We start from the raw sequence: 15,732 nt of genomic DNA, 5'->3' as shown, positions 1-15,732 counted from the left end.
AATAGGGTATAACTTGATATTTTTCGCATTAATTTCACGCTCTTTAACCAAAATGGATAGTTATCCACAGTGTCGCGTGCAAAAAAGACCAGAGATTTGGCATATAGCCAATCTCTGGTCTTTTTGATGTAGTTTACATTCGTTAGCTTAATATAGCGAGCTTATTTATCTTCCGTATTGAAACGACTGACTTCACGCAGCAATTGATCTGCATGATCGGATAACGCCTTGGCTGCTCCCGAGATATTACTGATCGACAGGGATTGTTCCATTGTGGAAGATGCGGCTTCTTCGGTAGAAGCAGCACTCTCCTCAGCGACAGCGGCGAGCCCTGTAATCACGTCAGATACTTGGGCAGCACCTGTTTTGATCTCATTCATACCCGAAGTAATCGAGCTGATTTTGTGTATGATTTCATCTACGGACCCACGAATCAGATCAAAGGAAGCTGATGTTTCTGCCATGGAATCCGATTGAGCCGAGCTATTCAGGCGGAACTGCTCCAGTTCGGCTGCGCTTTGCTGGCCTGCTGCATTCAGGTCGTTCAATAACTGGTCGATCTCAGCAACGGAGTGGGAAGATTGTTCGGCAAGCTTACGCACTTCCCCGGCAACAACGGCGAATCCTCTGCCATGTTCTCCTGCACGTGCAGCTTCAATGGATGCATTCAGAGCAAGCAGATTGGTCTGTGCTGCAATGTTCTGAATACTGCCTGTAATGGCGGATATTTCACCAATTTTGCTCAGCAGCAGCTCATTGGATGTTTCGACCCGACTGGTGGATTCCTGTCCTGCCTGGGATAGATCTGACTGACGAGCGATTGCACTTTGGCCGCTCTCCATCGCGTGATTAACGTCCAATATCGTTTCGGAAGCCTGCCGGGCTTCGTCTGTAATCTGATCAATGATTCCGTTAATTCCGGACACCATTTCTGCTCCGGCTTGAATCGATTCAGCTTGTTCTCCCGCACCGTTGGCAATCTCCTCGATTACTGTCGAGATCTGCCCGGCAATTTCGTTACTGCCGGAAGCATCTTTGAACATGGTCTGGGAAGAGGCCTGAACCTGCTGTGCCGATTGATCGACCTGTCTGATCAAACTGCGTAGTGAAGCAGACATTTCATTAAATGACGAACCCAGTTGTGCAATTTCGTCTTTTCCCTTCACGGCAACTTGCACGGTAAGATCTCCGGCTGCCAGCTGCTTGGCACTGTTTTTCATGGCAAGCAGGGGCTTGATCGTTTTTAAAGCAAAGAAATAAGCGAGAGCTGCCAAGGTCAAAGTAAATACAACGATAAAGGCCAGATACAACGTTCTTGTCTTCGTAAACTCAGCCAGGGCAGCTGCCTTGGAAATGGATGTGGCAACAATCCAATTGGTGTTCGGAATTTTCTCATAATAGATTAATTGGCGATCATTATTGTAGGTATATTCGGATAATCCGCTTGGCTCCTTAAGCATCGTGCCCACAATATCGGTATAGTCACTTTGATCCGCAAGTGGGGTATTTAGCAACTCCTGATTGGGGTGGGAGAGCACTACACCGGCCTGGTCCAGCAAAAAGGTGAATCCGTTCTCCGTCTGAATGGAGTTAATCTCATCCTTGATGGAATCCAGTGCAATATTTTCAGCGATTGCACCTTGGAAATTCCCTTCTGCATCATGGAGAGGCACCCCAATGAATATGGACTGTACACCGGCTTTGGTCACGTAAGCATCACTGTATGTAAGCTCATTAGAAGCTTTGGTTTGCACGTACCAGGGACGTTCGCGAGCGTCGAAGGACGCATCAGGAATAAAGCCTGCTCCATCCATGTAGGTTCCGTCCTCGAGCCCGAAATATATGGTGGCGATATCCTCCTTATTGGATGGCAGTTGGAATGCTTGGAGGTGGTCCATACCGATCTCGTTCAGAGGCACTGTATCTTCAATGACCTTCCCGAGTGTCTCAATCACTTTAGCTTGGGCTATGGCCCATCCATTGACCTCGGCTGCAGCATATTGAACCGTACTCTGCAGTTGGTTATCCACAGACTCCGTAGCTTGTTTTTCAATTACGAGGAGGGCGATATAACTTAGTGGGGCTGCGAGCAAAATGCAAATAGCGGTGACGATGACGATGACTTTGGCTTTTAGCGTCATGTTTTTCCTCTTTTCTTAAGATATGATCGTTAGAGCAAGTATTGATTCAAAAAGAACTTATAGTGTATATCGACATTTTTCGCGTTTTTTATAGAGTGATTATAGGAAAAATGAACTATATGATAGAAAGTCATATTTCTTCAGATGAAAGAGAACTCTTCACGACTTCTTGCATCCTCGTTTTGGTTGTTTGGCAAGGAGGAAACAGCTTGTTAATTTAAATGAAGCTCTAAATATTTCGTGGAAAATAGCCGATACACCAAGTAACCTTTAAAAGTGAGAGGGTATGGGGACAACTATGAATGAGGAAGCTCAAGTTCAATACATTAATTTTACGGTTGGAGATCAATTTTTCGCGCTTCGCATTGAGGAAGTACATGAAATTATCAGGATGATTCCTGTGACAACTGTTCCGTTTGGTAGCCCGGAGATCAGGGGCTTTGGGTCTTTGTACGGCAAGGTGGTTTCCGTTGTTAGTCTTCGAGTATTGCTGGGCATGCCGGATCGGGAGGACGATGGTTCTACGCGTATTATTGTCGTGCCGTACAAAGGAGGATTCGTTCCTCTTATTGTGGACACGGTGGATTCTGTGGTGACCTACGATCGGTTTGAGGAACCTGCGGAAGAACATAAGCGTTTTATGACTGGTGTATTCAAAGAGATCGGACATGCCCCGGATCATACGGCGGGTATCTTGAACCTGGATGTATTGTTGGGCATGCTGACAAGTTCAGGCGAATAAATCATTTGGTGTCATTTTATTGGCAGGCGAGTCCCTGCACAAAATCCTAATGTTCCTAATCCCATCCAGGGGAGAAGGAACATTTTTTTATGCGGATTGAAGCGATTAGGAGCGTGTCAGGAGATGAATAAAGCAATTTTTGTGTGTAAAGGTTTTTAAATCCGGGCATTTTCGTATATGATGGAGAGTAACAATGCGAAGGGATGACGGGAGACTGTAATGATGCAATCGCTGTATGGAGTATGGCTTGGTGACGTATTTTTTTGTTTTTCCGGTGAAACATCGGAGCCGCGTGTGGATGCTTGGACCCATGTGGTAAGGAGGCTGAATTTTGGCGACGGAGGTCGTCTGTTTCAGCCTGCCGCTCTTCGCCTTGCGGAGCTGCGCTGGCCCAATCCGATGCGTAATGCTGCGGAAGCCAAGAGTACGAAGCGGCGCCAATTGCTTGGACGGACGCTGGAAGGGCTTGCGATCTCGCCCAAAGATACATTTAAACTGCTGCTCCATTGGGATGACAGCATATTGAAGGCTGCGGGAATTCAGGCAGGTGAGGAGATTCGCTACTGGATAAAAGCAGCACAGTTCACACAGGAGCTGCTGCTGCGCGGAGAGATTGCTCCTTCTGCCGAATTTGCTGCCAAGACTGGGGCGCGGCGACGGACGGGACAAGAAACGCTGACAGGTGTATGGCGACCTCGTCTGTCTCAGGAAGCAGATGTGGAGCGTTTCCGGGAACTGGCGGAAGCTATGCCGCCAATCGGTTTGTCTGCACCTGGTGCATACGCTTCCTCTGAGCCGGAATCGCGGGAAGAGGCAGGGGCTGCTGTCCTGTTTTCCTTCATGAGCGGCATGATTCATGCTGTCGTGACAGGAGAACTGGAAGGAATGGACAGTGACTTGTCAAGATATCGCACCCCGTTTCGGCGTGGATCATCTCCTGTAGCCGAGCTGTGGTGGAACAGCCTGATCTCGATGTTCCGTCCCGTGACTGTGCAGGGGCCGACGGAGGAAATGGCAGAGCTAATCGAGACATTGCGAGAAGCTGGAGGCACTGGGATGCCGGTAGTCGGCAGTGAGGAAACGGCCCCTGCGGAAGGTGAACTGAAGCTGGTGCTTCGGCTTGAACCGCCTCTTGGCGAGCATGAAACGTTATGGGGAATCACCTTTTGGGCCGACAGTGCACAGGAGGCTGGTCTGAGGTTGCCTGCACGAACCATATGGGCTCATCCGGATCGGGACCTGGATCGGGGGAAGGTTCGCTACGTATCTGCGGCAGAGCAGCTGCTCATGGCCCTCGGTCATGCCAGTGAACTGGCACCTGAACTGGAAATAGCCCTGCTTCAGCCTCGCCCGGAAGGGATAAAATTGGAGCAGCAGTCCTTTTTTGAGTTTTTGACTCATGCGGTGCCGCGCTTGCAAAAGGCGGGAATAACCGTGCTTATGCCATCCCGCTGGAGTCGTGCGGGCAGGCGTAGAGCCGGGCTGCGTTTGCAGATGCTCAATCGTGGCACGGAACGGGCGCCTGGCGCTCCGAATGCACTGGGGATGGAACAACTGGTTGCCTTCAAGGCAGAACCGATGCTGGACGGCAAGCCCGTTACAGCGGAGGAGCTGGCTGCGTTAGCCGAAGCTTCGGTACCTTATGTGATGTTCCGCGGCGAATGGATCGAAGTCGATACGAAGGAGATTCGCCAGGTTCTGCGTTATATGAAAAAAGAAGAAGAACAATATATGCCGTTATCCGAATGGCTTCATCTGGCTGCAGAGGAAGGCGAGGATGCAGCCTGGAAGGGGCTGTCCGTTTTTGGTGCGGAATCCGAAGGTCTGCTCTCCTTCCTGCTGGATGGACAGGTGCTTCGCAGTATCGAACCGCGTAAAGTACCTGCAGAGCTGCACGGGGAACTCCGGCCATATCAGGAGCGCGGGTATCAATGGTTGTCTGCGATGCGTGAACTTGGCTTCGGTGTATGCCTCGCGGATGATATGGGTCTCGGGAAGACGGTTCAGGTGATCACTTGCCTGTTGGACCTGAAACATGAGGAACAGCTGGCTGCGGCTGAAGAAGCGCGTGAAAATGAGATTTATGGTTCGGGTGATCCATTGGAGCCTGGGGAGATTGTACCTGCAGAGGCAATTAATTTGCCAGCACTCATCGTCTGTCCCACTTCTCTGCTTGGCAACTGGCAGCGCGAGCTCAAACGATTCGCTCCAAATCTGTCTCTGTACATCCATCATGGGGGACAGCGGCTGCATGGCACCGCATTTCAGGCTGAGGCACAGGCACATGATATCGTACTGACGACCTATCATCTGGCTGGCCGGGACGGACCGGACCTTGCGTCATTGCACTGGTCAACCGTGGTCCTTGATGAAGCGCAGTATATCAAGAACTATCGTACCAAGCAGGCACAAAGCGTGATGCGATTATCGGCACCTCACCGGATTGCGATGACCGGTACACCGGTTGAAAACCGTCTGAGCGAGCTGTGGTCCATTTTCCAGTTCCTCAATCCTGGATACCTGGGAACGGCATCTTCGTTCCGCCAGCGATACACCGGAATGGGGACATCCGAAGAAAACAGCACATCCCTGCGGGAGCTTCACCGGCTTGTTTCGCCGTTCATGCTGCGCAGGCTCAAAAGCGATCCGGACATCCGCAAGGATCTGCCGGAGAAGCTGGAGCTGAAATCATACTGCTCGCTGACACCGGAACAGACGATTCTATATCAACGTGTGGTGGATGACCTGATGGGTGGACTTGATGGCAGAAACGGCATTGCCCGCAAAGGGATTGTATTATCGTCGCTCACCAAACTGAAGCAAATCTGCGACCATCCGGTACTGGCAGACAGCAGCCGCAAGGATCATGCAAAAGTCGAGGCATCCGGCAAAATGGAACGTTTGCTGGAATTGGTTGATGCGATCCGTGACAATGGAGAATCTGCACTCATTTTCACTCAATATGTGGCTATGGGCGAGCTGTTGGTATCGCGCCTTACGCAGCGTTATGAGGAAGAACCGTATTTCCTGCATGGCGGCGTGTCCAAGGCACAGAGGGACGAGATGGTGGAGACATTCCAAAAGGGCGAGGGCCCGTCACTATTCGTTCTATCCCTCCGGGCTGGTGGGGTAGGTCTGAATCTGACGCGTGCCAGCCATGTTATCCACTATGATCGCTGGTGGAATCCCGCAGTGGAGAATCAGGCCACGGACCGGGTGTTCCGAATTGGGCAGAACCGCAACGTGCAGGTTCATAAATTGATCTGCCAGGGTACGCTGGAGGAACGCATAGACGAGTTAATCGAGAGCAAGAAAGCACTCTCCGAACAGGTGGTTGGTTCCGGGGAGAACTGGCTGACCGAAATGTCGGATGACGAATTGCGCGGACTGATCTCGCTTCAGGGTGAGACGTGGTTATAAGCCTGACAAGTATATTGGTGGGCGATTATATGAGAAGGGGGAAGGTTATGAGCGAAAATTGGAATGTGGAGCTGCATATGTCCCCCGGTGGATGGACAGCAGAGGTAAGTGAGGGTGCTGAAGCGCATCAGAACGCGTCAGCAGATGCAGAGCAGGCCGGAACAGCCACCAGCCTGTTCACGGTAACAGGTACGCTGCCGCAGCTCAGCGAAAATGCTCGCGAGGCTGTGCTGGCCCAGCTGCGCAAACGGCCGCTGGCCCTGTACGCGCTGCTGCGCGGCGGTCCAGCCCCGGCAGAGCTCGCGGGGCTGCTGCCTTCTGCACCGGCCGCTGCGGCATGCACCTGCGGCCGCACAGATTGTGCGCATGCTGCGGCTGCGGAGCACGCCATCGCTGCGCGCTTTGCGGCCGAGCCGCTGCTGCAGCTCGCGCACGCCGGCCTGCCGCGCGAAGCGCTGCTTGCCGGCGTGCTTGGATCATGGGCAGAGGAACTGGCCCATGATCCAAGCAGCGCGGGCCGCGCCGCGGAAACGGCGGGCCGCCCGCAGGCGCGGGGCGGCGAAGGCGGCGCTGCCGTCGGCGAGTGGATCGCCGAGGCTGCCGCAGACGGCGCCATGCACGTGCCAGGCCCCGGCTTTGGCGCGGTGCAGGTGCGGCTGGCGCAGCCGGGCAAGCCCCCGGCAACGCCGGAACTGGCCGCGCTGCTGCCGGGAGTACCCGTGGCAGCAGGTCTGACCATGATCCGCGAGCGTGTAGCTGCGCGGATCTGGCAGGCTGTCCAGAAGAAGAAGGACAGCCCGGCAACCAAATCATAAAAGGCATGAAGCGGGGGAGATCGTGGATCACCCTCGCTTATTTGTCTGTGTGATCTGGCCTTATGGCTTGCAAGTTTGGAAAGGATATCAACCCCGACTTTAATCTGGAACTGTTGATTAAACGTTGGGATGATGCCCTAAAAGTCCGAAAAACAGCCGTATAAGCCGCGCGCCCTTCTTCACATGAAGGCCATACCCTGCCAGTGAGCTTGGAGCGGTGGAGCTTCACTGCAATTTGATGTATACTGTCGCAGGGGATGAAATTGCCCCGGAGTTTATTTTATTTTTATCATGATTATATTGCGATAGGAGTTTTTTTAGATGAAATCACGAACAGGAAGACAGCGCCATATGGCGGTATTGCTGTCCTCACTTATGATATGTGGAGCATTATTGTCCGCCTGCCAGGATGGCTCGGGATCAGAGGAAAATCAGAATCTGAACGCAGCAGGCGATACACAGCAGGAATCGGACGGGACGACGGTTCATTTAACGGAAGACACCGGGGATGATGGAGACAAGACAAACGGCAGCGAGACAGATCAGTCATCCTCTGGTGAGAACGGGGATTCCGGCAATGCATCGGAAGATGGAGAGCAAGACTCTTCCGATGCTGGCAACGAGACGGCTGCGGGTGACCCTCTGATGGAGAAGCGCAGCATCAGCGCAATGCAAAATACGATTGACAGCCAATCCGTTGTTACCAATGCGGAGTCCATGACGGTTATTGTGAACAAGCAGCGCAGTCTGCCCGAAGGCTATGAGCCAAGCGATCTGGTAGAGCCGAATGTGCCGTTTTCCTTCGATGGCCCTCACGAGAAGCGCCACATGCGGAAGGAAGCCGCAGAAGCGCTGGAGAAGCTGTTTGCAGGAGCTGAGGCGGACGGCATCGAGCTGCGCGCGGTGTCTGGATACCGTTCGTATGAGCGACAGGTTTCCATCTATAACAACAATGTGCAGACCAAAGGACAAGAATATACAGATCGTGTGAGCTCTAAGCCGGGCAGAAGTGAACATCAGACCGGTCTTGCGATCGATGTATCCAGCCCGAGTGTAGGTAATGCCCTGGAAGAGGTGTTTGGAACCTCGAAGGAAGGCGAGTGGCTGGCGGAACATGCTGCAGACTACGGATTCGTTATCCGCTATCTTAAGGGTGAGGAAGACATCACGGGTTACGTCTACGAGCCTTGGCACATCCGGTATGTCGGAACCGATCTGGCTTCGGACATTGTGAAGAGCGGGTTGACTCTTGAAGAATACTTTGATGAGGCCAATATTAAACTGTAAGTCGAATGTGCAGCGTATTTAGATTTGTACTTGAACGCCTTAATAAAACAAAGTCCTGTAAACGTGGCTGGTTGCATAGCAGCTGGTTTCGCATACGGGGCTTTTTTTCGTACATTTATAACTTCGCGATATCACCTAATTTCTGGTACCCAGATTGAACCCGGTCTGTTATAATGCAGAGATTATTCAGGAAAATGACAAGCCGAGCGGGGGAGGACACAATGAGTAAACAGCAGGTATTTACGGGTTCCCCATGGGAACCGCTTGTGGGCTATTGCCGGGCCATCCGGGTAGGGAACCGAATTGAGGTGGCAGGAACGACAGCCATGCAGGATGGCGTTGTAGTGGGAGCGGGTGATCCATACGCCCAGACCAGATTTGTTTTGCAAACGATCGAGAAGGCGCTCAATGAACTTGGTGCAGACTTGTCGGACGTGATACGAACCCGCATGTTCGTGACGGATATCTCCCGATGGGAGGAAGTAGGCAAGGCCCATGGCGAATTCTTTGGGCAGATTCAGCCTGTAGCCACCATGGTTGAGGTAAGTGCACTCATTGATCCCCTGTTAATGGTTGAGATTGAAGTAGAAGCCATGATTGAAAGTGATCCAGAAGCCAAATAGGCAAAGGTCACATAGCAAGAACGGAAAAATAACCTTATCCCATGTCTGTAAGAGAACAGACCGGGTAAGGTTATTTTTTTCAATTGGAACGTTATAGGTTTAATTGGTCTACTTTAATAAACCTGCGACAACTCTTGCTTATTTGAACGGTACAATCTGTGCAGCCGAAGTATCCACGACCACTTTCCAGGCATTCCCGATTGGAGGCAGGCTGCGAGTCAGCATCGGACTATAAAATCCAATGACTTTTGCGTCTTTCGTCAGTTCTTCTGCTTTGATGGCCTCACCATTCTGGTTGACCAGCTTGGTGTCTTCCGAAATGTTGAGGATGACATGGTCAGGCGATGTTTCAGTCAAGCGGAAGCCAGAGATCTCGATCTGGGTCCCTTGATCTTTTGTTGTTCTTACATTTTCAATAGTACCCGAAGTACCCAGGACATCTTCCGATTTCGTAACGGATTCCTTAGAAACGGTATCCAGGACAGTCACTTCGTAGGTCGGTGTTTGCGGTGGAAGGCTCATGGTCATGATTGGTGCGTGTACAGCTTCTACAGTCATGCCAATGGTCAGATCTGTGAGTGCGATTTCCTTGCCATCTGCCGACTTGATGACTGTATCCTCACCCAGATTCAGTACCAGGCCTTCAGTGCCCGCGCCGCCGATATGAATGGATGGATATTTGGTATCCGGGTTAATTCCTGTAATGACGCCGCGCTCAGTAACGTTCTTCACGTCCTCTTCGCTAGAAATCGTGACTTGATTGCCAGTTGTTGTTACCTGGGTATGTAGCACCTGATCTGCAAATGAAGCAGGCACGAACATTTTGCCATCGGTGATTTGAGGTGCTGTTCCCAGTGTAATCAGCATTTTATTGAACGAATATTGATCTTTGTCTGCCGTGACTAGTGTCCAGAAATTCCCTTTTGTTAGTTCTGCCGACTTGTTCTCCTTATTCCACTTCAGCTCAATGCCGAGTGCATCCGTAAGATCGCGCAGTGCAATCATGGCTTCCTTACCATCTTTGTTCCAATATCCATCCGCTATCGCTGTACCGTTGACGGACACGTTTACGGATGTAGACAATGCACTATCCACAGCTACGGAAGTTGGACTGCTAGACTGGGTCGTTTCCATTGTTGCAGCGTATGCTGCTCCTCCGCTCAGGGCCATGGACAGGACCATTAGGGCACTTACTTTTTTCATGTTGTTGTTCATTGTTGATCTTCCCTTCTAATCTGAGATAGTTCGCGGTAAACTCCTAATTAAGGCCGCGTTCATTCTTATAGACGGAACAAACCGTCCAAGTGTTGCAGCTGAACGATGAGTCATGTGAATGGCGTGTCAGATTATTATTTACCCAATGTGAGAATTTCCGGGTTACAGGCAGCGGGATGCGGTTAAATTTCAGATGAGTGGTACAACCATTGCTCTGTTTCTGTTCGCTTGGAAGTTTGAAAAAAAACGCCATAACATTCAATGAGGAGAGGAATGGATCAGATGAGTGATATGTTGGTAGCGCTCTACAATTTGCCGGAACAGGAGAGTGGTTTGAAAAGTCTGGAGCAATCCTCCATCGTAATCCGACGAGCCATTGCTCCGGAGAAACAGCTTGTGCTGGACTGGGTTAGATCGCATTTTAGCCAGCCTTGGGTGGATGAGTGTGATGTATCCTTTGCACGCCAGCCTGTATCCTGTTATATTGCCCTCGAACATGGGAAAATAATAGGCTTCGCCTGTTATGAAGCGACATGCCGCAACTTCTTCGGTCCGACAGGAGTGAGCCAAGAGGCAAGGGGCAAAGGTGTGGGTACAGCTCTCCTGCTGGCTTGCATGCACGCCATGAAGGCGGATGGATATGGCTATGCGATCATTGGATCGGCAGGGCCAGTGGATTTTTATGCCCGGACGCTGGGTGCCGTGAAGATCGAAAATTCTACACCGGGTATTTACAGAGGCATGCTGCGGGCAGACTAGAGAGATCATGAAGCTTCCGGAAAAAGGGAAGGGAGGACGAAGATGAGTACAAGCAAAATGCTGCACATCGGAATGATTGGCACTGGATCCATCTCGGATCTGCATATGAGGTGCTATGCCAAAAACGAGAACGCTGTCATTTATGCCATCTGCGATCTGAACGAACAGCGCGCAACAGCAGCAGCTCAGAAATATGATGCACAGTCCGTCTACACCGATTACAGGGAAATGCTAAAGGACCCTCATGTGGATGCAGTCAGCATCTGTACATGGAACAATACGCATGCCGAATTTGCCATCGCAGCACTGGAGGCGGGCAAGCATGTGCTATTGGAGAAGCCTGTGGCAACGAATGTGGAAGATGCATTACGAATCGAGGAGGCCGTGAAGAAAAGCGGCTGTACCTTCATCGTTGGATTTGTGCGACGCTACGACAACAATATGCAGATGCTGCGGAAATTTATTGATGCAGGGGAGTTCGGTCAATTGTATTATGCCAAGGCATCCATACTCCGCCGTCTGGGCAATCCCGGAGGCTGGTTCGCGGACAAGAACCGTTCTGGTGGAGGTCCTCTTATTGATCTGGGCGTACATATCATCGACCAATGCTGGTATCTCATGGGCCGGCCGAAACCTGTTTCGGTAAGTGGGAACACCTATCGGAAGCTGGGTAATCGTGCTCACATCGAAGACCTTTCTTTCTACAAGGCAGCGGATTACAGTTCAGCCGTGAATAACGTAGAAGATATGGCAAACGCTCTGATTCGCTTCGAGAATGGAGCATCGCTGGCAGTGGATGTGAGCTTTACATTACATGCTCGCGGGGAGGAGTCCTACGTCAAATTGTACGGTGAACGCGGTGGCTTCGAAGTTGAACCTGAGACATTAATTGTTACGGAAAAACATAACACCATCCTAAACATCGAGCCGCAGACAGATCATACGGGGCTGCATATTCATAGTGCATTCCAGAATCAGATTGATCACTTTGTGGACTGCTGCTTAAACGGGACCGGACCAATCAGCCCGATTGCGGACGGGGTAGCTTCTACCAAGATGTTATGTGGAATCTATGAGTCTGCTGAGAAAGGGCAGGAGATTCGTCTGGATTAATTTTATCGCAGAGTTTGAGGAGTGCTCCGATCACACAAAAGCATGCGGGTCCGCATCGTGCGGCATCGCATGCTTTTGACTGTGTCATTTGTTCATTGGGGAGTTCTCATACCCTGGGTCATCATAATCCGTATCCTGCAGCCTTGGCAGCACATTCATGCTCTCAATTGCTTGCTGGGTATCAGGAGTCCCATGGTCGTACAGGAAACTGTACAGCAGTGTCATACCATCCGAAAACTGTTCGGTTGCTTCGTCGTGATCTGCTGACTTGTAAGGAACAGGCGCGCGCTGCAGGGTGTAGGCATCGTCGTCCTCCAGCACCTCCATCAAGTCTTTCAGCCGATTTAACTGTTCATCATCCACCATCACTTCAAATGGAGTAGATTCATTCTGAGTCTGTTCAATGAGGTTATGGGTTACGGATACAAAATAATGCGTTTTACTGTCCTGCATAATCCAACCTCCATTCTAAAATGGAAAAAAGACGCTTCTACTGTTAATAAACAGCAGTAAGCTCCCTGAAACGAGATCAGCCGTTCACTCGTGCCTATTCATGAGACTGCTCGATTACGATTCCCCATCCAGTGCCTTTGCCTTCCAACCGACCCTGTTCGAAAAAATCAATCCCGTCTACAGTAAACGTTATTACATAAAAAAACCTATCCATCAATAAACCATTGAGGATAGGCTGCGCCGCCAATCTGGCATTCTATATAGACTTCATTCTCGTACTGCTTATCGCCCTGCCCGTCCAGTTACAGGCACCTCGCGTGTTCCAGCTTCCATGGATCCTGAACACAGGGGGCACGGCGGCGGTCCGGATGCTGCTTGTTTGGCTTTTTTTGCAGAAGGTACGGCGGGTTTCTGACGAAGCCACGCCTTACAGGTAGATGAACTGCATTTCCAGATCGCTACCGTCTCTGTGCGTTCAGAACGTCCTGAGGACGATGTTCCTGAACCGGATGAAGCTGAGGCAACCTGGCTTGCCTGACGAACACCTGTCGTGCTGAACGCCTTATGGTTACGAATTTGTCCGCTGCCACGACGTTCACTGAGGCGATCCTCGTCACGTTCATTGTGGACGTCATGGTCACGATCACTGTAGCTGATTGCACGACGATGTACCACATCTCGGCCCTCGGACCGAGTACCAGAGCGGGCATATGGTCCATTCCCTTTCCCATATGAAGCTGAATGGCCTGTCCGACTGTCATCGCGCTCTTTACGTTTGTCTGGAACCTCCAGCCCGAAGGCTTCGAGCAAAAAGCGGGATACGTCTGCCGGTTTCCCGTGATGACTGGCCGGTGAAGTGACGTATAAGTACTTTTTCGCCCTAGTAATCGCTACATAAGCGAGCCGCCGTTCTTCTTCCAGAGCCATATCCAGCTCCGCATCCGTCTGTTGAACTGCAAGAGCTGCCTTTTGATCTTCAGGGATATCCTGCCGCAGAGCTGTACTGTGAGGCACAATGCCTTCGCTGGCACCGATCCAGTATACACATGGGAATTCAAGTCCCTTGGCCCGGTGTATGGTCATCAGCTGCACTGCATCGCTGTCCTGGGAGCGGCGCAGGGACTCCATCTCACGGTGTCTGCGGGAGAGTTCATCGGCAAACTCTATAAACTCTTGTACCGTTTCAAACTTTTTGGCTGCGGCTTCGAATTCGTCCAGTGTCTCCAGCATCGTTTCCTTGTAGTGGGTGAAGATGCTGGGATCGCCGCTTTCCATATATTTGTCGTAGAACTGGCGACGCATCTCCTGGATGGCGATGACCGGTTTCATTTTGTGCAGCGATTTGATCAGCTTGATGCGTTCCTTGACCTGTTCCTGCTGGAAGGGCTTAAGCTTGTCCCATTTGGCCAGATGGATCAGCGGATACTTTTTGGCTTGCTGCTGTTCGCTGCGCTGAATCCACTCCAGCCCGGCATCACGGGATACGTAGAGCGGTCCAAGTGCACTTGGAAGAGCATCTACAGCGCGTGGATCCAGGGAGAGGCGCATATGATCCATCAGGGGCCTGATGAGGGACTGGTCATAGAATACCGGGGAAGCCCCATGCTGAACAAACGGCACATCTTTTAATACCAGCTGTTCAAATACGGCCCGGCTGCTGCTGGCTGTTCGGTGCAGGATCGCAATATCGCGATAAGTGTGCAGCCCTTCCTCAACCTGCTGACAGAGCTGGTTCACCACCCACGCTGCTTCCTCCTCCGCGTTCGAAGGTGTGGCAAAGCGCGGTGCGTCTCCGCGATGTCCGGCTGCACGCAGCCGCTTATCCCGTCTTCGCTTGTTGCGGGCGACCAGTTCACTGCCAAGTCCAAGGATGCGTGCATCACTGCGGTAATTAATATCCAGCGTCACGATGCGTGCGCCAGGGTATACTTTATCGAATTCAAGAATGGATTCCTGGCGTGCTCCATTGAACGTATAGATGGTCTGGTCGTCGTCACCCACAACCATCAGGTTGCGATGGGATGAAGCGAGCTTTTGCACAATTTCATATTGCAGCTTATTCGTATCCTGGAACTCATCCACCATAATGTACTGAAAACGCTGCTGAAGTGGCTTCAGCACGGCCGGATCACGAAGCAGGGCTGCAGCCCGCAGCAAGATATCGTCAAAATCCATCTTGTTCCGTTCTCGTTTCCAGTTCTCGTAACCAAGAAGGACCCGTTTGGCATCACGTTCCTCCTGCGATTTTTCAGGAAGGTCGGTCGTTTCGGAGCCCTGCATCTTCCATGCAGACAGCATGGACAACAGGCTTTCCGGTTGGAAGGCCTCACTCATGCCGTATTGCCGCAGAAGCATTTTGATAACAGTATGCTGTGCACGTGGTTCCCCAAAGATCTCTTCCTGTACGCCGTAATGACGCAGCAGTGTCAGGGAGAAGGAATGGAATGTGCGAGCCTGTACCGCTCGTGCGGCTGCAGGACGAATACCTGGCAGTGATGCGATCCGGTCTTTCATCTCGGCAGCGGCCTTGTTAGTAAAAGTCACGAGCAATATACTGCCTGCATGAACGCCGCTGACTTCCATGAGGTAACCGGCTCTGGCCGCCAGTACGGTCGTTTTGCCGCACCCGGCTCCGGCGAGTGTCAGCAGGGGACCTTTACCGTGACGGACGGCTGATATTTGTGGCCCGTTCAGACGGATGCCTGCCTCTTCCAGTGAGCGGAAATAAGGTGCATCCTGATGATCATCGCCCACGAGCTGCCGGCTGGTCTCCAGCGGAGCCGACGGGGACTGGGGCAGGGATGCCGCCGGAGTGACACCGAGCGGACGGGCGTAGAACGTTGAGTTCGGACTTAACATATTTCATCCACCTCTGTATGCATTCAGGGATAGGACTATCCCGCTTAAAAGTAAACCATTTGCCCTTTTCACAATCACAATGTAAATTGGTATGATAGAGTTAGTCGCCTAAATCGGCGGTTATGACGGGCCAAAGCTTCATTATACCCGAACGTATGGTCCTGACGAAAGCCCCGAATTCATCCAGCATCGGCAGAAAACGGGCACTCACGCGCGTATGCGCAACTTTTTGGCATGATATCGTATAAGTTATATACTATGAAAATTGAAAATTTAAAGAACAAATTGCAGTTGAACCCGAAGGG

Annotated in this window: 11 protein-coding genes; 7 read left to right on the top strand and 4 right to left on the bottom strand. The window is 51.4% G+C overall.

The features are described from left to right. Nucleotides 1-161 precede the first annotated feature (161 nt). Nucleotides 162-2,141 carry a methyl-accepting chemotaxis protein gene (locus MH144_RS27030; protein WP_239305351.1) on the bottom strand — a complete coding sequence of 660 codons (1,980 nt, stop codon included), beginning with the start codon at nucleotides 2,139-2,141 and terminating at the stop codon, nucleotides 162-164. 298 nt (nucleotides 2,142-2,439) lie between these two features. Here MH144_RS27030 and MH144_RS27025 point away from each other — a divergent pair, with 298 nt between their 5' ends. The 5 genes from MH144_RS27025 to MH144_RS27005 all read left to right on the top strand — a co-directional run bounded on the left by MH144_RS27025 (nucleotide 2,440) and on the right by MH144_RS27005 (nucleotide 9,028). After that, entirely contained in the window at nucleotides 2,440-2,883 is a 444-nt protein-coding gene (locus MH144_RS27025; protein WP_239305350.1) for a chemotaxis protein CheW, read from the top strand. 219 nt (nucleotides 2,884-3,102) lie between these two features. Beyond that, the gene (locus MH144_RS27020) at nucleotides 3,103-6,303 is read left to right on the top strand and encodes a DEAD/DEAH box helicase (protein ID WP_239305349.1); all 3,201 of its coding nucleotides are present in this window, start codon (nucleotides 3,103-3,105) and stop codon (nucleotides 6,301-6,303) included. 47 nt (nucleotides 6,304-6,350) lie between these two features. Continuing rightward, the gene (locus tag MH144_RS27015; RefSeq protein ID WP_239305348.1) at nucleotides 6,351-7,118 is read left to right on the top strand and encodes a hypothetical protein; all 768 of its coding nucleotides are present in this window, start codon (nucleotides 6,351-6,353) and stop codon (nucleotides 7,116-7,118) included. A gap of 321 nt (nucleotides 7,119-7,439) precedes the next feature. Then, nucleotides 7,440-8,405, top strand: a complete 966-nt coding sequence (locus MH144_RS27010; RefSeq protein WP_239305347.1) for a M15 family metallopeptidase — start codon at nucleotides 7,440-7,442, stop codon at nucleotides 8,403-8,405. A gap of 221 nt (nucleotides 8,406-8,626) precedes the next feature. Further along, entirely contained in the window at nucleotides 8,627-9,028 is a 402-nt protein-coding gene (locus MH144_RS27005; protein WP_239305346.1) for a RidA family protein, read from the top strand. Between the two features lie 138 nt (nucleotides 9,029-9,166). Here the strand turns inward: MH144_RS27005 and MH144_RS27000 are convergent, their stop codons facing one another. Continuing rightward, nucleotides 9,167-10,243, bottom strand: coding sequence for a copper amine oxidase N-terminal domain-containing protein (locus tag MH144_RS27000; protein WP_239305345.1), 1,077 nt, complete (start codon nucleotides 10,241-10,243; stop codon nucleotides 9,167-9,169). A gap of 282 nt (nucleotides 10,244-10,525) precedes the next feature. Between MH144_RS27000 and MH144_RS26995 the strand changes: the two genes are divergently transcribed. Both MH144_RS26995 and MH144_RS26990 read left to right on the top strand, forming a co-directional pair. Further along, the gene (locus tag MH144_RS26995) at nucleotides 10,526-11,002 is read left to right on the top strand and encodes a GNAT family N-acetyltransferase (protein ID WP_239305344.1); all 477 of its coding nucleotides are present in this window, start codon (nucleotides 10,526-10,528) and stop codon (nucleotides 11,000-11,002) included. Between the two features lie 42 nt (nucleotides 11,003-11,044). Beyond that, nucleotides 11,045-12,115, top strand: coding sequence for a Gfo/Idh/MocA family protein (locus MH144_RS26990; RefSeq protein WP_239305343.1), 1,071 nt, complete (start codon nucleotides 11,045-11,047; stop codon nucleotides 12,113-12,115). An 84-nt stretch (nucleotides 12,116-12,199) separates the two neighbouring features. On the opposite strand, the gene MH144_RS26985 is transcribed toward MH144_RS26990, so the two are convergent. Continuing rightward, nucleotides 12,200-12,568 carry a hypothetical protein gene (locus MH144_RS26985; protein WP_239305342.1) on the bottom strand — a complete coding sequence of 123 codons (369 nt, stop codon included), beginning with the start codon at nucleotides 12,566-12,568 and terminating at the stop codon, nucleotides 12,200-12,202. A gap of 282 nt (nucleotides 12,569-12,850) precedes the next feature. Next, complete coding sequence (locus MH144_RS26980) at nucleotides 12,851-15,427, bottom strand: UvrD-helicase domain-containing protein (protein ID WP_239305341.1); 2,577 nt, start codon at nucleotides 15,425-15,427, stop codon at nucleotides 12,851-12,853. Between the last annotated feature and the right edge of the window lie 305 nt (nucleotides 15,428-15,732).

The sequence above is a fragment of the Paenibacillus sp. ACRRY genome (assembly GCF_022346995.1).
Classification (GTDB): Bacteria; Bacillota; Bacilli; order Paenibacillales; family Paenibacillaceae; genus Paenibacillus.
This window is presented reverse-complemented; position numbering and strand designations above follow the sequence as displayed.